This is a genomic window from Streptomyces sp. Ru71 (assembly GCF_002920535.1).
Classification (GTDB): Bacteria; Actinomycetota; Actinomycetes; order Streptomycetales; family Streptomycetaceae; genus Streptomyces.
The window spans coordinates 1-16,635 of sequence record NZ_PQSS01000073.1 but is presented as its reverse complement, the minus strand read 5'-3'; the positions used below and the strand labels follow the sequence as shown (position 1 = coordinate 16,635).

17 protein-coding genes are annotated in these 16,635 nt (G+C 72.1%); 11 read left to right on the top strand and 6 right to left on the bottom strand.

The genetic code is table 11. The annotated features are described in order from the left end of the window. Positions 1-19: 19 nt before the first annotated feature. Positions 20-1,024: an adenosine deaminase gene (locus tag C3489_RS30540; protein ID WP_103785332.1), complete on the top strand. Its 1,005-nt coding sequence runs from the start codon at positions 20-22 to the stop codon at positions 1,022-1,024. 45 nt (positions 1,025-1,069) lie between these two features. Here the strand turns inward: C3489_RS30540 and C3489_RS30535 are convergent, their stop codons facing one another. Then, the gene (locus C3489_RS30535) at positions 1,070-2,269 is read right to left on the bottom strand and encodes an MFS transporter (RefSeq protein ID WP_103785331.1); all 1,200 of its coding nucleotides are present in this window, start codon (positions 2,267-2,269) and stop codon (positions 1,070-1,072) included. Between the two features lie 220 nt (positions 2,270-2,489). Continuing rightward, positions 2,490-3,275: an IclR family transcriptional regulator gene (locus C3489_RS30530; protein WP_103785330.1), complete on the bottom strand. Its 786-nt coding sequence runs from the start codon at positions 3,273-3,275 to the stop codon at positions 2,490-2,492. A gap of 95 nt (positions 3,276-3,370) precedes the next feature. Here C3489_RS30530 and C3489_RS30525 point away from each other — a divergent pair, with 95 nt between their 5' ends. The 9 genes from C3489_RS30525 (at position 3,371) to C3489_RS30485 (ending at position 12,199) form a co-directional block, all read left to right on the top strand. Next, positions 3,371-4,327, top strand: coding sequence for a 5-dehydro-4-deoxyglucarate dehydratase (locus C3489_RS30525; protein ID WP_103785329.1), 957 nt, complete (start codon positions 3,371-3,373; stop codon positions 4,325-4,327). Beyond that, positions 4,324-5,613 carry a glucarate dehydratase family protein gene (locus tag C3489_RS30520; protein WP_103785328.1) on the top strand — a complete coding sequence of 430 codons (1,290 nt, stop codon included), beginning with the start codon at positions 4,324-4,326 and terminating at the stop codon, positions 5,611-5,613. The genes C3489_RS30525 and C3489_RS30520 overlap by 4 nt, the downstream gene beginning before the upstream one ends. Before the next feature lie 87 nt (positions 5,614-5,700). Then, the gene (locus C3489_RS30515; RefSeq protein WP_103785327.1) at positions 5,701-7,098 is read left to right on the top strand and encodes an MFS transporter; all 1,398 of its coding nucleotides are present in this window, start codon (positions 5,701-5,703) and stop codon (positions 7,096-7,098) included. 127 nt (positions 7,099-7,225) lie between these two features. Beyond that, on the top strand, positions 7,226-8,338 hold the full coding sequence (locus C3489_RS30510) for a carbohydrate kinase family protein (protein WP_103785351.1): 1,113 nt from the start codon (positions 7,226-7,228) through the stop codon (positions 8,336-8,338). Positions 8,339-8,522: 184 nt separating this feature from the next. Continuing rightward, positions 8,523-9,593, top strand: coding sequence for a PhoH family protein (locus C3489_RS30505; RefSeq protein WP_103785326.1), 1,071 nt, complete (start codon positions 8,523-8,525; stop codon positions 9,591-9,593). A 14-nt stretch (positions 9,594-9,607) separates the two neighbouring features. Beyond that, on the top strand, positions 9,608-10,105 hold the full coding sequence (ybeY, locus tag C3489_RS30500) for an rRNA maturation RNase YbeY (RefSeq protein ID WP_103785325.1): 498 nt from the start codon (positions 9,608-9,610) through the stop codon (positions 10,103-10,105). A 3-nt stretch (positions 10,106-10,108) separates the two neighbouring features. After that, positions 10,109-11,419 carry a hemolysin family protein gene (locus tag C3489_RS30495; protein ID WP_103785324.1) on the top strand — a complete coding sequence of 437 codons (1,311 nt, stop codon included), beginning with the start codon at positions 10,109-10,111 and terminating at the stop codon, positions 11,417-11,419. After that, complete coding sequence (locus C3489_RS30490) at positions 11,416-11,775, top strand: MmcQ/YjbR family DNA-binding protein (RefSeq protein WP_103785323.1); 360 nt, start codon at positions 11,416-11,418, stop codon at positions 11,773-11,775. Before C3489_RS30495 ends, C3489_RS30490 begins: the two co-directional genes overlap by 4 nt. 70 nt (positions 11,776-11,845) lie before the next feature. Further along, entirely contained in the window at positions 11,846-12,199 is a 354-nt protein-coding gene (locus tag C3489_RS30485) for a cytidine deaminase (protein WP_103785322.1), read from the top strand. 1 nt (position 12,200) lies between these two features. Here the strand turns inward: C3489_RS30485 and C3489_RS30480 are convergent, their stop codons facing one another. Together C3489_RS30480 and C3489_RS30475 are read right to left on the bottom strand one after the other, a co-directional pair. Further along, on the bottom strand, positions 12,201-12,539 hold the full coding sequence (locus tag C3489_RS30480) for a P-II family nitrogen regulator (protein ID WP_103785321.1): 339 nt from the start codon (positions 12,537-12,539) through the stop codon (positions 12,201-12,203). Further along, a complete protein-coding gene (locus tag C3489_RS30475; protein WP_103785320.1) occupies positions 12,536-13,846 on the bottom strand; it encodes an ammonium transporter in 1,311 nt (436 codons plus the stop codon). Before C3489_RS30475 ends, C3489_RS30480 begins: the two co-directional genes overlap by 4 nt. A gap of 152 nt (positions 13,847-13,998) precedes the next feature. On the opposite strand from C3489_RS30475, the gene era reads away from it, so the two are divergent. Then, entirely contained in the window at positions 13,999-14,952 is a 954-nt protein-coding gene (gene era / locus C3489_RS30470; protein ID WP_103785350.1) for a GTPase Era, read from the top strand. A gap of 28 nt (positions 14,953-14,980) precedes the next feature. Here era and C3489_RS30465 read toward each other — a convergent pair whose 3' ends face one another. Beyond that, complete coding sequence (locus C3489_RS30465) at positions 14,981-16,285, bottom strand: GH1 family beta-glucosidase (protein ID WP_103785319.1); 1,305 nt, start codon at positions 16,283-16,285, stop codon at positions 14,981-14,983. Positions 16,286-16,343: 58 nt separating this feature from the next. Then, positions 16,344-16,610, bottom strand: coding sequence for a protealysin inhibitor emfourin (locus tag C3489_RS30460; RefSeq protein ID WP_103785318.1), 267 nt, complete (start codon positions 16,608-16,610; stop codon positions 16,344-16,346). Between the last annotated feature and the right edge of the window lie 25 nt (positions 16,611-16,635).

Below are 16,635 nucleotides of genomic sequence, written 5' to 3'. Positions count from 1 at the left end.
AGCGCCGTAAAATGCTGTGATGTCACTGCCCAAAGCCGAACTGCACCTGCACATCGAAGGCACCCTGGAACCCGAGCTGGCCTTCGCGCTGGCCGGGCGGAACGGTGTCCAGCTGCCCTTCGCCGACGAGGACGCCCTGCGGGAGGCGTACCGGTTCGAGGATCTGCAGTCCTTCCTCGATCTCTACTACGCCCTCATGGCCGTCCTGCGCACCGAGCGGGACTTCGAGGACCTCGCCGACGCCTACCTCGCCCGCGCCGCCGCGCAGGGGGTGCGGCACGCGGAGATCTTCTTCGACCCGCAGGCCCACCTGGCCCGCGGCGTGTCGATGGGCACGGTCGTCGAGGGGCTGTGGCGGCCGCTCGGCAGCAGCGAGGCCCGGCACGGGGTGTCCACCCGGCTGATCATGTGCTTCCTGCGCGACGAGTCCGCCGAATCGGCCCTGGAGACGCTCGACGCGGCCAAGCCCTACCTGGACCGGATCACCGGCATCGGGCTGGACTCGGCCGAGGTCGGGCACCCGCCGGCGAAGTTCCGCGAGGTGTACGAGGCCGCCGCCGCGCTCGGGCTGCGCCGGGTGGCGCACGCCGGTGAGGAGGGGCCGCCGCAGTACATCACCGAGGCCCTGGACGTCCTCGGCGTGGAGCGCGTCGACCACGGGCTGCGCTGCGTGGAGGATCCGGCGCTGGTGGAGCGGCTGGTGCGGGAGCGGGTGCCGCTGACCCTGTGCCCGCTGTCCAACGTGCGGCTGCGCACCGTGGACGTCCTCGCCGAGCACCCGCTGCCCGCCATGCTCGACGCCGGGCTGCTGTGCACGGTGAACTCCGACGACCCCGCCTACTTCGGCGGCTACGCCGGCGACAACTTCGACGCCGTGCGGCGCACCCTGGGGCTGAGCGAGGAGCGGCTGCGCGAGCTGGCCCGCAACTCCTTCCTCGCCTCCTTCCTGGAGGACGACGAGGAGCGCCGGGCCCGGTATCTCGCCGAGGTGGAGGCGTACGTCTTCCCGGCGCAGGCCGGCTAGGCCCTGCCAGACCCCGCGACGCCGGGATGATCCAAACGACAGGGCCTAGGCCGCCGGCGTCGTCTCGCGGGCCAGGGTGGCCGGGGTCTCCACGGGGATCTCGACCACCGGGAGCGGGCGCCGGCCCGCGATCCGCGCGACCGCCGTCATCGGTACGGCGATCACCAGCAGGCCGGCCGCCAGGACCGCGCCCATCATCGGGAAGCCGGCCTGGGCGGCCAGCACGCTGCCGGTCAGCGGGCCCGCCGCGGTGCCGAGGGAGGAGGCCGAGCCGACCAGCACCGCCCAGCGGCCCTGCGGGTCGAGGGAGGCGGCCAGGCCGATGAGGTACGACAGCACGATCGGGTAGACCGTGTTCCAGGCGATCTCCCCGGCCGCGAAGGACACCGGGCCGGTCGCCGACGCGCTCAGCGTGATGCAGGCCGCGATGAGGGCCGTCCCCAGGCCGATGGGCAGGGCCCGGCCGAACCGCGGGCCCAGTGCCCCGGCGCCTGTCACGCCCAGCAGTCCCGCACCCAGCGCGACGGCGAACACCGCGCCGACCGTGGACTCCGTCAGATGCGCCTGCTCCAGGCCGATCCGGCCGCTCACGCCCCACAGCGCGTTCTGCGCGAGGGACCAGCAGGGCATCGCGGCGGCGAGCAGCAGCCCGGCCCCCAGCTGGGGCAGGCGGCCGGCCGGGGCGCGGTGGGCGCGCGGGGCGGCGGCCGTGGGGGCGGCGAGGCGCCCGGTGAGCGGCCAGACGGCCAGTGCCGTGAGCGCGATGGCGGCCAGCGGCTGGGCGTGGCCCGGACCGAGGTGGGGGATCGTCAGACACAGCGCGCCCGCCAGGGCGGAGACCCCGAGCAGCCCGAGCGTGGTCGTGCGGTGCGGGTCCCGCTGCGCTGCGATGCCGGTGGCGGCGACCGCGGTGACGGTTCCCGAGCCGAACCCGCCGATCACCGCGCCCGCCACGACGGCCGGTACGGCGGTGGTGAGCGCCGCGCCGCCGTAGCCGAGCACGGCGAGGGTGAGCCCGAGGCGGGCCACGAGACGGGCGCCGATCCGTTCCACCCGGGAGGCCAGGGCGAAGCCGGCGCCGGCCGAGCCGAGCAGCAGGGCGCTGCCGACCGCGCCGGCCTGAGTGGCCGTCAGCGGCAGGCCGGAGTCCAGGCGGCCGACGGTGGTCGGGAGCAGGTAGGGGGCGAGGTACCCGGCCGTGAAGAGGGCGACGAGGGGCCAGGGCGTGGTGCGGGGGGCGGACACGGGCGTTCCCAGGGCATGCGAAAGACAGGCACGAAAAGGGGGGAAGGGCGACGACCGTCGACGGACAGGAACGCGCGCAGAATTTGTATCAAGCGCGACGTGCCGGAAGAAGCCCGGGGGGTGTGATCTGCGGCACGTTGGGTTTGGCGGGGGTGAGGACGGGTAAAAGAGCGCGCTGCCGCGCGGGTGAGGGGGGTGAGCGAGCCCGCTTTCGGGGGCGCTACCGCCAGTGCGGGGCGCCGCTCGCGGCGGGGGCGGTGGCCTCGATCTTCGCCCGGATCTCCCGCATCACCGCGACGATCCGCTCCTCGTGTTCCGCCGTCAGCCGGGCCACCGGCACCGAGCAACTGACCGCGTCCTGCGCAGGGGTGTCGTAGCGCAGCGCGAAGCCGAAGCCGACGATGCCGAGCACGCCCTCCTCGCGGTCGACGGAGTAACCGCGCGCGCGGGTCGCGGCCAGGTCGGCGGCCAGGGATGCCCGGGTGGTGTGCGAGTGCGGGGTCAGCGCCTCGTACGGGCCCTCGGGGAGTTCCTCGTCGGGGCGTTCGGCGAGCAGCGCCTTGCCCAGGGCGCCGGCGTGCGCCGGGAGGCGGCGGCCGACGCGGCTGATGGTGCGCAGGTATTCGTGCGACTCGCGGGTCGCCAGGTAGGCCACGCTGTGCCCGTCCAGCCGGCCCAGGTGGATCGTCTCGCCCAGTGCGTCCGACGCCTCGTCCAGATAGGGGCGGGCCAGGCGCACACGCGGGTCGGAGTCCAGATAGCTGGTGCCGGTCAGCAGGGCGTGGATGCCGATGCCGTAGAGCGAACCGGTGACGTCGGTGCGCACCCAGCCGCGCGAGATCAGGGTCTGGAGCAGGGCGTACATCGAGCTGCGCGGCACGTCCAGCGCCTCGGCCAGCTCCTGCAGCCTGGCCGGGCGGTCGCCGCGCGCGGCCAGCAGTTCCAGCAGTTCCACCGTGCGCGCCGCCGACTTCACCTCGCGGACGCCGCCGCCTGTCTCCGCCATGTGCCGATCGTAAGCGGCTCGCGTCGGCCCATTGACGCCACCTGTTCGCCTCAATAATCTCTGTCTTCATACGTGGATGACATCTACATGGGGAGATGAGATCGGTGGTCGACGACCGGCGCACGCAGGACGTGGCGCGCAGGCTGCGGGACGGGATGGCGGGCGGGGTGCTCTCCTTCCCGCTCACCGCCTTCCACGACGACGGCACCCTCGATGCGGACGGCTGCCGGGCCCACCTCGCGGCCCAGCTCGCCGCCGGCCCCGGCGCGCTGTTCCCCGCCTGCGGCACCGGGGAGTTCTTCTCCCTCGACGAGGACGACTACCGGCAGGTCGTCGCCCTGGCGGTGGAGGAAGCCGCCGGCCGCGTCCCCGTCGTCGCCGGGACCGGCTACGGCTGGGCCCAGGCCACCCGCTTCGCGCGGATCGCCGAGGAGTGCGGCGCCGACGCCCTCCTCGTCCTGCCGCACTACCTGGTCGACGTCCCGCAGGACGGGCTCGTCGCGCACCTGGAGCAGCTCGCCGCCCGCACCTCACTGCCGCTGATCGCCTACCAGCGCGGCCAGGTCGCCTACACCGCCGCGTCCCTGCGCCGCATCGCCGGGATCCCGAACGTCATCGGCCTCAAGGACGGCCACAGCGACCTGGACCGGCTCCAGCGCCTCACCCTCGCCGCCCCCGAGGGTTTCCTGTTCTTCAACGGTGCCGCCACCGCCGAGATCCAGGCCCGCGCCTACGCCACCGTCGGGGTGCCCGCCTACTCCTCCGCCGTCCACGCCTTCGCCCCCGAGATCGCGCACGCCTTCCTGACCGCCCTGCGGGCCGGCGACGACGGAGCTGTCGACAAACTGCTGCGCGGCTTCTACGTCCCCCTCGTCGAACTGCGCGACCGTGTCCCCGGATACGCCGTGTCCCTGGTGAAGGCGGCGGCCCGGCTGCGCGGCGCACCCGTCGGCCCCGTGCGCGCCCCGCTCACCGACCCCTCGGCCGCAGACCTCGCCGACCTCAAGAACCTGCTCACCGCCGGACTGGACCTCGTAGGAGCCGCCCTGTGAACCTCACCGTCGCCGACGTCCGCCTCACCCCGATCCTGGTCGCCGACCCGCCGCTGCTGAACACCCAGGGCGTCCACCAGCCGTACACCCCGCGGCTGATCGTGGAGGTCGTCACCGCCGACGGCGTCACCGGCGTCGGCGAGACCTACGGCGACACCAAGTACCTGGAGCTGGTCCGGCCGTTCGCCGAGCGTCTGGTCGGCCGCCAGGTGAGCGATCTGAACGGGCTGTTCACGGTGGCCGACGAGATCGCCGTGGACGCCTCCCGGGTCTCCGGCCAGGTCGACGTCGGCGGCCTGCGCGGTGTGCAGACGGCCGACAAGCTGCGGCTGTCCGTCGTCTCCGGGTTCGAGGTCGCCTGCCTCGACGCCCTCGGCAAGACACTGGGCCTGCCCGTGCACACGCTGCTCGGCGGCAAGGTGCGCGACGCCGTGGAGTACAGCGCCTACCTGTTCTACAAATGGGCCGAGCACCCGCAGGGCGTGGCCGCCGAGAAGGACGACTGGGGGGCTGCCCTGGACCCGGCCGGGGTCGTCGCGCAGGCGCGGATCTTCACCGAGCGCTACGGATTCACCTCCTTCAAGCTCAAGGGCGGTGTCTTCCCGCCCGACCAGGAGATCGCGGCGATCCGCGCGCTGGCCGAGGCCTTCCCCGGGCACCCGCTGCGGCTCGACCCCAACGGCGCCTGGTCGGTCGAGACCTCGCTGCGGGTCGCCGAGGAACTCGGGGACGTCCTGGAGTACCTGGAGGACCCCGCCCTCGGCACCCCGGCCATGGCCGAGGTGGCCCGCGCGACCCACGTGCCGCTCGCCACCAACATGTGCGTCACGACGTTCGCCGAGATCAAGGAAGCCTTCACGCGCGACGCCGTGCAGGTCGTCCTCTCCGACCACCACTACTGGGGAGGGCTGCGCAACACCCAGCAACTCGCCGCGCTCTGCCGCACCTTCGGGGTCGGGGTGTCCATGCACTCCAACACCCACCTCGGCATCTCGCTGGCCGCGATGACCCATGTCGCGGCCACGGTCCCCGATCTGCACCACGCCTGCGACTCCCACTACCCCTGGCAGTCGGAGGACGTGCTCACCGAGCGGCTGACGTTCGAGGGCGGCCGCGTCGCCGTGTCCGACGCGCCCGGCCTGGGCGTGGAACTCGACCGCGACAGGCTCGCGTTCCTGCACCGGCGCTGGCTGGAGGACGACGGCCGGCTGCGCGACCGCGACGACGAGGCCGCCATGCGTGTCGCCGACCCGGAGTGGGTCACCCCGTCGGTCCCGCGCTGGTGACTCCCGCCGCCTCTCGCTGAACCCCGCTGAACCCCCGCTGTTCCTCCGCTGCTCACTCACCTTCCCCGCTCACGATCGGAGCCGCTCGTGCCGGCAGCAGTCCCCGAGGTACACCCACCGGCCGTACAGTCCGCCATCCGCAAGATCTTCCGCCGTGTGGTCCCGCTCTTCTTCGTGATGTTCGTGGCCAACTACATGGACCGCGTCAATCTCGGCTTCGCCCAGGACGAGCTGCGGGCCGACGTGGGCCTGTCCGGCGCGGCCTTCGGGCTCGGCGCGGGCATCTTCTTCATCGCGTACGCGATCTTCGAAGTCCCCTCCAACATGCTGATGGAGCGCTTCGGCGCCAAGGTCTGGCTCACCCGGATCATGATCAGCTGGGGTGTCGTGGCGACGGCGATGGCCTTCGTCGACAGCGCCGGCATGTTCTACGCCCTGCGCTTCCTGCTCGGCGTCGCCGAGGCCGGGTTCTTCCCCGCCGTCATCTACTACTTCAGCCGCTGGCTGCCCGACTCCCACCGCGGCCGCGCCACAGGAGTCTTCCTGATGGGCTCCGGCACGGCGACCGTCGTCGTCGGCCCGGTCTCCGGGGCGCTGCTGGAGATGCACGGCGTGTGGGGGCACGCGGGCTGGCAGTGGATGTTCTTCGTCGAAGGCGTGTTCTCCGTCGTCCTCGGCTTCGTCGTCTACCGCTTCCTGGACTCCGGCGTGGAGACCGCCGACTGGCTGACGGCCGAGGAGAAGACCGCGCTGGTGGAGGTCATCGACGCCGAACAGCGGGGACGGGACACCGCGGGTGCCCGGGTGTCCCGCTGGAAGCTGCTCGCCGACCCGCAGATGCTCGTCTTCCTGTGGATCTACTTCGCCATCAACGTGGCGCTGTACGCGGTGACGTTCTGGCTGCCGTCGATCGTCGACGACATCGGCGGGCTCAGCGAGTTCCAGGTGGGACTGCTGACGGCGGTGCCGTGGCTGTGCGCCATCGCCGCGGTGTACGTCAGCGGGCGGATCTCGGACCGGCTCGGGCGGCGGCGCCCGGTGCTGGTGGCGCTGCTGCTCCTGGGCGGCGCCGGGACGCTGCTGGCGGTGTTCGTCTCGCCGTGGCTGGGACTGGGCGCGCTGTGCCTGGCCGCGATGGGGTTCAAGCCGGCCTCGCCGGTCTTCTGGACGATCCCGCAGAGCTACCTCGACGCCCGTGCCGCCGCGCCCGGCATCGCCCTGATCAACTCCATCGGAAATCTGGGCGGGTTCGTCGCGCCGACCGCGTTCGGGCTCATCGAGGACGCGACGGGCTCGACGAAGGGCGGGCTGGTCGGCCTCACCGCCGTCGGCTTCCTCGCCGCGCTGAGCGTGCTGCTGGTGCGGGGCGGCGGCCGCAACGACCGGCGCCGCGTGAAGGCCCGGCCCGCCGTGACCCCGGCGGCACCGGAGACGACGCCGGGAGCCGCGCGGGTGGCGGGACGCCCCGGGGCGGCGCCGGCCTGACGCGGGCTCCGGCCGGGCGGTCGCGGTGAGTTGCCGGACGGAAGCGGCGGGTTGTCAGGGGCGTGGTGCACACTGGCCAGATCCGCACCACGTCAGGGAGCGCACCGTGACCGCGTCCACCGGAGCCATGGGATCGATGGGATCCCTGGGAGGCCACAGCCGGCCCCAGATCGACCCGCTCGCCGCCCTGCGCACGGCAGGCGATCCGCCCTGGGACGTCTTCCTGACGGGCACGGTCTTCCTCGACATCATCTTCACCGGCCTCGACTCCGCACCGGTCCGGGGGACGGAGTCGTGGGCGCGGGGGATGGGCTCCAGCCCGGGCGGCGTCGCCAACATGGCCACCGCGCTCGCCCGGCTCGGGCTGCGCACCTCGCTGGCCGCGGCCTTCGGCGACGACCACTACGGCGAGTACTGCTGGGACGCGCTGGAGCAGGGCGAGGGCATCGACCTCTCGCCGTCGCGCACCGTGCCCGGCTGGCACTCGCCGGTCACCGTCTCGATGGCCTACGAGGGGGAGCGCACGATGGTCTCCCACGGACACGAGCCGCCCCCCGAGGAGGCCGCCCCGGACCATCCGCCGCACGCCCGCGCCGCCGTCGCCTCCCTCACACCGGGCCGACGCGCCCCCTGGATCGCCAAGGCCGCGAGCCGCGGCACCCGCATCTTCGCCGACGTCGGCTGGGACGACACCGGGGCGTGGGACCTGGCCGGCCTCGCCGACCTCGAACACTGCGAGGCGTTCCTGCCCAACGCCGAGGAGGCGATGCGCTACACCCGCGCCGACTGCCCGAAGGCCGCCGCGCACGCGCTCACCCGGCACGTACCGGTCGCGGTCGTCACGCTCGGCGCGGAGGGGGCGTACGCGGTCGACCGGCGCACCGGTGAGTCCGCCGAGGTGCCGGCGATCGCCGTGGAGGCCCTGGACCCGACCGGCGCCGGGGACGTGTTCGTCGCGGGCTTCGTCACCGGCACGCTGGCCGGCTGGCCGCTCGCCGACCGCCTCGCCTTCGCGGGCCTGACCGCCGCGCTGTCGGTGCAGGAGTTCGGCGGCTCCCTGTCGGCGCCGGGGTGGGCGGAGATCGGCGCCTGGTGGCGCAAGGTCCGCTCGGTGGACGGCCAGGACCCGACGGCCCTGAACCGCTACGCCTTCCTCGACGGCCTGGTCCCCGAGGAACGCTCGGCCTGCTGGCCGCTGCGGCGGGCGGTCCCCACGATCGGCTTCCGCCGCCCGGCGTGAGGAGGGGCCGCGCACCCGGCGTCCTGCACACCCGCGGACGAAAACGGTCCCGGCGCCCCGCGCACCCGCCCTCGAAAAGCCCTTCGGCACAGTCCGCCCCGCGTCGTACCCTGGATATCGCGAGGCCGCTCGAAGCCATGCGCGGCCGTGACGAGGAGGAACCGCAGGCGCGCGGCGCCGGCCCATGACTCAGACACCCACAGCTCACACCCCCGCGCAGGGGCAGGCGAAGGCACAGTTCACCGTCCCCGCCCAGCACCCCATGGTGACCGTGCTGGGTTCCGGCGACTCCCTGCTGCGTGTGATCGAGAAGGCCTTCCCGGCGGCCGACATCCATGTCCGGGGCAACGAGATCAGCGTCGTCGGCGCCCCCGTGGACGTCGCGCTGATCTCGCGCGTGCTGGAGGAGATGTTGCTGGTGCTCCGCACCGGGCAGCCGATGACGGAGGACGCAGTGGAACGCTCGATCGCCATGCTCAAGGCGAGCGAGGCCGGGACGAACGACGGGCCGGAGACCCCGGCCCAGGTGCTCACGCAGAACATCCTGTCCTCGCGCGGCCGCACCATCCGCCCCAAGACCCTCAACCAGAAGCGGTACGTCGACGCGATCGACAAGCACACGATCGTCTTCGGTATCGGCCCCGCCGGTACCGGCAAGACGTACCTCGCCATGGCCAAGGCGGTCCAGGCCCTGCAGTCCAAGCAGGTCAACCGGATCATCCTCACCCGCCCCGCCGTCGAGGCCGGCGAGCGGCTCGGCTTCCTGCCCGGCACGCTCTACGAGAAGATCGACCCCTACCTGCGCCCGCTCTACGACGCGCTGCACGACATGATCGACCCGGACTCGATCCCCCGGCTGATGGCCGCCGGCACGATCGAGGTCGCGCCGCTCGCGTACATGCGCGGCCGCACGCTGAACGACGCCTTCATCATCCTCGACGAGGCCCAGAACACCTCCCCCGAGCAGATGAAGATGTTCCTCACCCGCCTCGGCTTCGACTCGAAGATCGTGATCACGGGTGACGTGACGCAGGTCGACCTGCCGGGCGGGACGAAGTCCGGTCTGCGTCAGGTCCAGGAGATCCTGGAGGGCGTCGAGGACGTCCACTTCTCCCGGCTGTCGTCGCAGGATGTCGTCCGGCACAAGCTGGTCGGCCGTATCGTCGACGCGTACGAGATGTACGACAGCAAGCACGGCACGGAGAACGGCGGGCACAAGCCCGGCCGGGGCAAGTCCGCGCACAAGGGGAAGTAGACACACACAGCACCATGTCGATCGACGTCAACAACGAGTCCGGAACCGAGGTCGACGAGCAGGCGATCCTCGACATCGCCCGCTACGCACTCGCACGGATGCGCATCCACCCGCTCTCCGAACTCTCGGTGATCGTCGTGGACGCCGACGCCATGGAGCAGCTCCATGTGCAGTGGATGGACCTGCCCGGGCCCACCGATGTCATGTCCTTCCCGATGGACGAGCTGCGGCCCCCGGCCAAGGACGACGACGAGCCCCCGCAGGGCCTGCTCGGCGACATCGTGCTGTGCCCGGAGGTCGCCGCCAAGCAGGGCGCCGACGCGCCGACGCGGCACTCCATGGACGAGGAGCTGCAGCTGCTCACCGTCCATGGTGTGCTGCACCTGCTGGGCTACGACCACGAGGAGCCGGACGAGAAGGCCGAGATGTTCGGCCTGCAGGCGGCCATCGTGGACGGCTGGCGCGCGGAGCGGGGCCTGACCGGCCCGTCCCCGGCGCCCACCGTCTCGTAGGCCATGAGTCCACAGATCGTCCTCGGCGCCATCGCCCTGGTCGTGATCGCCTGGCTCGCCGCCTGCGCGGAGGCGGGCCTGGCGCGGGTCTCCAGCTTCCGCGCCGAGGAGGCCGTCAAGTCCGGCCGCCGCGGCAGCGCCAAGCTCGCCCAGATCGCCGCCGACCCCACCCGTTACCTCAACGTGGCGCTGCTGGTCCGCGTCGCCTGCGAGATGGCCGCCGCCGCCCTGGTCACCTACGCCTGCCTGCAGGAGTTCGAGGGCACCGCCGCCGCGCTGCTGGTCGCGATCGCCGTGATGGTGCTGGTGTCCTACGTCGCCGTCGGGGTCTCCCCGCGCACCATCGGCCGCCAGCACCCGCTGAACACCGCGACCGCGGCGGCGTACGTCCTGCTGCCGCTGGCCCGGATCATGGGCCCGATCCCGTCGCTGCTGATCCTCATCGGCAACGCCCTCACCCCCGGCAAGGGCTTCCGCCGCGGCCCGTTCGCCTCCGAGGCGGAGCTGCGCGCGCTGGTCGACCTCGCCGAGGCCGAGTCGCTGATCGAGGCCGAGGAGCGCCGCATGGTGCACTCGGTGTTCGAGCTGGGCGACACGCTGGTGCGCGAGGTCATGGTGCCGCGCACCGACCTGGTCACCATCGAGCGGTACAAGACGATCCGGCAGGCCCTCACGCTCGCCCTGCGCTCCGGGTTCTCCCGCATCCCGGTGACCGGGGAGAGCGAGGACGACATCGTCGGGATCGTCTACCTCAAGGATCTGACCCGCAAGACGCACATCAGCCGGGACGCGGAGAGCGAGCTGGTCTCCACGGCCATGCGCCCGGCGGTCTTCGTCCCGGACACCAAGAACGCCGGCGACCTGCTGCGCGAGATGCAGAAGGAACGCAACCATGTCGCCGTCGTCATCGACGAGTACGGCGGCACGGCCGGCATCGTCACCATCGAGGACATCCTGGAGGAGATCGTCGGTGAGATCACCGACGAGTACGACCGTGAGCTGCCGCCGGTGGAGGACCTGGGCGCCGACCGGTTCCGGGTCACCGCCCGCCTGGACATCGGCGACCTCGGCGAGCTGTACGGTCTGGAGGCCTTCGACGACGAGGACGTGGAGACCGTCGGCGGCCTGCTCGCCAAGGCCCTGGGCCGCGTCCCCATCGCCGGCGCCTCCAGCGTCGTCGAACTGCCCGACGGGCGCCGGCTGCGGCTGACGGCCGAGTCCGCGGCCGGGCGCCGGAACAAGATCGTCACGGTGCTGGTGGAACCGGTCGCCCCGGCGGACGAGCCCGACGGCGAGAAGGAGGTACCGGAGTGACCCCCAAGGAGCTGCGCGCCTTCTGCCTGTCCTTCAACGCGGCCGAGGAGGACTTCCCGTTCAACCCGGAGGTCTCGGTCTTCAAGGTGCTGGGCAAGATGTTCGCCCTGACCCACCTGGACGGGCGGCCCCTGACGGTCAACCTCAAGTGCGACCCCGAGGACGCGATCCGGCTGCGCCGCGAGCACGAGGGGATGATCGTGCCCGGCTGGCACATGAACAAGCGCCACTGGAACACGGTCACCGTGGACGGCGACCTCCCCGACCGCCTGGTCCGCGAGCTCATCGAGGACTCCTACGACCTGGTGGTGGCGGGCCTGCCGCGGGCCGAGCGGCTCCGGCTGGACCGGGGCTGAGCCGGCCCCGCCCACGGCGTCCGGCCGGACCGGGCCCGTGACCGGCCGGGCCTGTTCGTATGCTCGGGGCATGACTGACAGCAACGCCCTCGACCCCGAGGACCGCAAGATCGTCACCCTGGCCCGCTCGGCCCGGGCCCGCAACGGCGTGCCGGAGGGCGCCGCCGTCCGCGACGAGACCGGCCGCACCTACGTCGCCGGGACCGTGGCGCTGGACTCGCTGAAGCTGAGCGCGCTGCGCACGGCCGTCGCCATGGCGGTGGCGTCCGGCGCGAAGTCGCTGGAGGCGGCGGCGGTGGTGACCGAGGCCTCCTCCGCGACCGCGGAGGACCTGGCCGCCGTACGCGACCTGGGCGGCGCGGGCACGCCGGTACTGCTGGCAGGCCCGGACGGAGAGGTACGGCAGACCGTCTCCGCGACCTGAGCTAGAGCGCGTCGGGTCCGCGCTCGCCGGTGCGGACCCGGACTACCGTGTCGACGGGCAGCGCCCACACCTTGCCGTCGCCGATCTTGCCGGTCTGCGCGGCCTTCACGATGGCGTCGATGACGTCCTCGGCCAGCGCGTCCTCGACGACGACCTCGATACGGACCTTGGGCACCAGGTCGATCTGGTACTCGGCGCCCCGGTACACCTCGGTGTGGCCGCGCTGACGGCCGTAGCCGCTGGCCTCGCTGACGGTCAGGCCCTGGATGCCCAGCTCCTGCAGAGCGGTCTTGACCTCGTCGAGGCGGTACGGCTTGACGATCGCGGTGATGAGCTTCATGCCTGGGAGGTGACCTTCCGGTCGGCGGGGACGAGCGAGTGGGCGACCGGGGCGCCATGGCCCAGGACGCCGTGATCGTATGCCGTCTCCGCGTGCACCGTAAGGTCCAGGCCCGTGTGCTCGTGCTCCTGGTCCGCCCGCAGGCCCATCACCTTGTCGAGCGCCTTGCCGAGGCCGTACGTCACACCGAAGGCGTACAGCGCGACGACGATCACGGCGAGGAACTGCTTGCCGAGCGGGGCGAGCCCGCCGCCGTAGAACAGCCCCTGCACACCGCCGGTCATCGCCTTCTCGGCGAACAGGCCGATCAGCAGGGTGCCGATGATCCCGCCGACCAGGTGGACGCCGACGACGTCCAGGGAGTCGTCGTAGTTCAGCTTGAACTTCCAGCTCACCGCGTAGGAGCAGACCACGCCGGCGGCCAGGCCCACGACGAGCGCGCCGAGCAGCGAGACGGTGCCGCAGGACGGGGTGATCGCGACCAGGCCGGCGACCGCGCCGGAGGCCGCGCCCAGCGTGGTCGGGTGGCCGTCGCGCTTCTGCTCGACGAAGAGCCAGCCGAGCAGGCCGGTGCAGCCGGCGGCGAGGGTGTTGAGGAATGCCTCGGCCGCCAGGCCGTTGGCGCCGAGCGCGGAGCCGGCGTTGAAGCCGAACCAGCCGAACCAGAGCAGGCCGGCGCCGAGGATCACCATGGGCAGGTTGTGCGGGCGCATGGCGTCCTTCTTGAAGCCCAGGCGCGGGCCGAGGACCAGGCACAGGGCGAGACCGGAGGCGCCGGAGGTGATCTCCACGGGCAGACCGCCGGCGAAGTCGAGCGCGCCGAGCCGGTTTGCGATCCAGCCGCCGGGGCCCCACACCCAGTGGGTGACGGGAACGTATACGACCAGCGTCCACACCGGCACGAAGACCAGCCAGCCGCTGAACTTCGTCCGGTCCGCCACCGCGCCGCTGATCAGCGCGGCGGTGATGATCGCGAAGGTGAGCTGGAAGGTGGCGAAGAGCACGGTCGGGACGGTGCCGTGGACGCTGTCCGGGCCGAGGCCGTCCATGCCGAGGTGGCTCAGGCCGCCGATCAGTCCGCCGAAGGCGTCGTCGCCGAAGGCCAGCGAGTAGCCGGCCGCCAGCCAGACCACCGTGACGAGGGCGATCGACACGAAGCTCATCATCAGCATGTTGAGCACGCTCTTCGCGCGGACCATGCCTCCGTAGAACAGGGCCAGACCTGGGGTCATCAGCAGGACGAGGGCGGTCGCGGCGAGCAGCCAGGCGGTGTCGCCGGTGTCGACGTGCGCGGCGGCGAGGGTCACGGGAGTCTCCAACGGTGTGGGGGCTGCGTCAGAGGTTCACCCGCCCGCGTTTCCGGTCGCGTACGGGTGTGTTTCCGTGACGTTTCATTGCCTGAGCGTTACCGGAAGCTCACGGTGCGGCGGGACCTCGTGGATCAGGGACAATGAACGCCATGAGTGTTCGTACCCAGTCATCCGAGCAGTCGGGCGAGACCGTCCACCGCGCCGGCTTCGCCTGCTTCGTGGGCCGTCCCAACGCGGGCAAGTCCACCCTCACGAACGCTCTGGTGGGCCAGAAGGTGGCGATCACCGCCAACCAGCCCCAGACGACGCGGCACACGGTCCGGGGCATCGTGCACCGGCCGGACGCCCAGCTGATCCTGGTGGACACCCCGGGGCTGCACAAACCGCGCACGCTGCTCGGCGAGCGGCTCAACGACGTCGTCCGCACCACGTGGGCCGAGGTCGACGTGATCGGCTTCTGCCTGCCGGCGAACGAGAAGATCGGTCCCGGTGACCGCTTCATCGCCAAGGAGCTGGCGGGGATCAAGAAGTCCCCGAAGGTCGCGATCGTCACCAAGACCGACCTGGTCGACTCCAAGGCCCTCGCCGAGCAGCTGATCGCGATCGACCAGCTCGGCAAGGAGCTGGGGATCGAGTGGGCGGAGATCGTCCCGGTGTCGGCGACCGCGGGGAAGCAGGTGGACCTGCTGGCCGACCTGCTCATCCCGCTGCTTCCCGAGGGCCCGGCGCTCTACCCCGAGGGCGACCTGACGGACGAGCCCGAGCAGGTGATGGTGGCCGAGCTGATCCGTGAGGCGGCCCTGGAGGGCGTCCGCGACGAGCTGCCGCACTCCATCGCCGTGGTCGTGGAGGAGATGCTCCCGCGCGAGGACCGCCCGGCGGACAAGCCCCTGCTGGACATCCACGCCAACGTCTACATCGAGCGCCCCAGCCAGAAGGGCATCATCATCGGCCCCAAGGGCAAGCGCCTGAAGGAGGTCGGCATCAAGTCCCGCCGCCAGATCGAGGCCCTGCTGGGCACCCCGGTCTACCTGGACCTCCACGTCAAGGTCGCCAAGGACTGGCAACGAGACCCGAAGCAACTCCGCAAGCTGGGCTTCTGAGCAGGGGCTCCGCCGCGAGCACCGGCTTTCACCGCTGCCCCCGCAGCAGCTCCCGCAGCCAGTTGTACGACGCCTTCGGGGTTCGCTGCTGTGTCGCGTAGTCCACGTGGATCAGGCCGAAGCGGCGGGTGTAGCCCTCTGCCCACTCGAAGTTGTCCATCAGCGACCAGACGAAGTAGCCGCGGACGTCCACGCCGGCGGTCAGGGCCGTGTGCAGGGCGCGAATGTGGGCGTCCAGGTAGGCGATGCGGTCCTGGTCGTCGACGCCCTCGTAGCTGCAGCCGTTCTCGGTGATGACGATCGGCGGGAGGCGGTCGCCGTAGCGCGTCCGGAAGGCCGTCAGGAGCTCGGTCAGGGCCTCGGGGACCACCGGCCAGCCGAAGTCCGTGACCGGGGCGCCTTCGATCTCCCGGAGGGAGAAGGGGAGTTCGGCGGGTATCGGGACGCCGCCGAACTCGGTCGGGGCGGACTGGGGGGCGCCCACCCGCGTGGGGGCGTAGTAGTTCACGCCGTAGAAGTCCAGTGGGGCGGCGATCAGCTTCAGGTCCGCGTCCACGTCGCCCGGCATCAGGTCGCCCAGGCCCTCCGGGTAGGTGCCCAGCAGGACCGGGTCCGCGAAGAGGCGGTTCAGGAGGACGTCGTAGACGTCGGCCGCCGCCCTGTCCTCCTCCGCTTCGGAGGCCGGCCAGGTCGGGCCGTGCGAGTTGGCGATGCCGACGGAGGTGGCGCCGGAGGCGTGCAACGCGCCGACCGCGAGTCCGTGGGCGAGGAGCTGGTGGTGGGCCGCCGGGAGCGCGTCGAACAGCAGCCGCTTGCCGGGGGCGTGCACGCCCAGCGCGTGGCCCAGCAGGGTGTGCTCGGCGGGCTCGTTCAGAGTGATCCACTGGTCCACGCGGTCGCCCAGGCGGTCGGCGACCGTCGTGACGTACTCGGCGAAGCGGTACGCCGTGTCCCGCCGAAGCCAGTCCAGGCCCAGCGGGAGGTCCCAGTGGAAGAGGGTCGGCACCGGGCGGACGCCCGCCGCGCACAGCTCGTCCACCAGACGGTCGTAGAAGTCCGCACCGCCCGGGGAGGTCACCCGGGGCCAGGAGACCGAGAAGCGGTAGGCGTCCACGCCGAGGCCGGCCAGCAGCGCCACGTCCTCGCGGTAGCGGTGGTAGTGGTCGCAGGCCACCGCGGCCGTCGAGCCGTCCTTCACCCGGCCCGGCTCGGCGGTGAACGCGTCCCAGACCGAGGGGGCGCGTCGGTCGGCCGCCCCCTCGATCTGGTGGGCGGACGTCGACACGCCCCACTGGAAGCCGGACGGGAACTGCGGCATCGGATCCGTCGCCATGCGCGGATCATCCGTACCGGCGGTAACTCCCGTCAACACCCCTGCACGGCAAGGGCGTTCACGCCCCCTCCTTCAGCACCCGCGAGATCAGCGTGCGCTGCTCCTCGGTGAGGTGGGGATCGGCGACGTACACCGTCTTCCCGTCCACCGTGATCCGGTAGCTGAAGCCGTCCGGCACCCCGGCCGGCGGGGCGGCCCGGCCCGCGGCCAGCGCCCGCTCGGCCAGGGAGCGCCACTCGGCCGCGTCAGGGCGGCCCGCGGTGTCCACCTCGCCCTGCCGCTCGATGCCCGCGAAACCGCCCGTGCGCCGTACTCGAATACGCATGGGGGAATGTCTAGTACGGAACCAA

Excerpts from the sequence above, each read along its gene's own strand:
- C3489_RS30540 (WP_103785332.1), top strand. The coding sequence starts at position 20 with ATGTCACTGCCCAAAGCCGAACTGCACCTGCACATCGAAGGCACCCTG.
- C3489_RS30530 (WP_103785330.1), bottom strand. The coding sequence starts at position 3,275 with ATGGCGGAGACAGGCGGCGGCGTCCGCGAGGTGAAGTCGGCGGCGCGC.
- C3489_RS30525 (WP_103785329.1), top strand. The coding sequence starts at position 3,371 with ATGAGATCGGTGGTCGACGACCGGCGCACGCAGGACGTGGCGCGCAGG.
- C3489_RS30510 (WP_103785351.1), top strand. The coding sequence starts at position 7,226 with ATGGGATCGATGGGATCCCTGGGAGGCCACAGCCGGCCCCAGATCGAC.
- C3489_RS30505 (WP_103785326.1), top strand. The coding sequence starts at position 8,523 with ATGACTCAGACACCCACAGCTCACACCCCCGCGCAGGGGCAGGCGAAG.
- ybeY (WP_103785325.1), top strand. The coding sequence starts at position 9,608 with ATGTCGATCGACGTCAACAACGAGTCCGGAACCGAGGTCGACGAGCAG.
- C3489_RS30495 (WP_103785324.1), top strand. The coding sequence starts at position 10,109 with ATGAGTCCACAGATCGTCCTCGGCGCCATCGCCCTGGTCGTGATCGCC.
- C3489_RS30485 (WP_103785322.1), top strand. The coding sequence starts at position 11,846 with ATGACTGACAGCAACGCCCTCGACCCCGAGGACCGCAAGATCGTCACC.
- C3489_RS30480 (WP_103785321.1), bottom strand. The coding sequence starts at position 12,539 with ATGAAGCTCATCACCGCGATCGTCAAGCCGTACCGCCTCGACGAGGTC.
- era (WP_103785350.1), top strand. The coding sequence starts at position 13,999 with ATGAGTGTTCGTACCCAGTCATCCGAGCAGTCGGGCGAGACCGTCCAC.
- C3489_RS30465 (WP_103785319.1), bottom strand. The coding sequence starts at position 16,285 with ATGGCGACGGATCCGATGCCGCAGTTCCCGTCCGGCTTCCAGTGGGGC.
- C3489_RS30460 (WP_103785318.1), bottom strand. The coding sequence starts at position 16,610 with ATGCGTATTCGAGTACGGCGCACGGGCGGTTTCGCGGGCATCGAGCGG.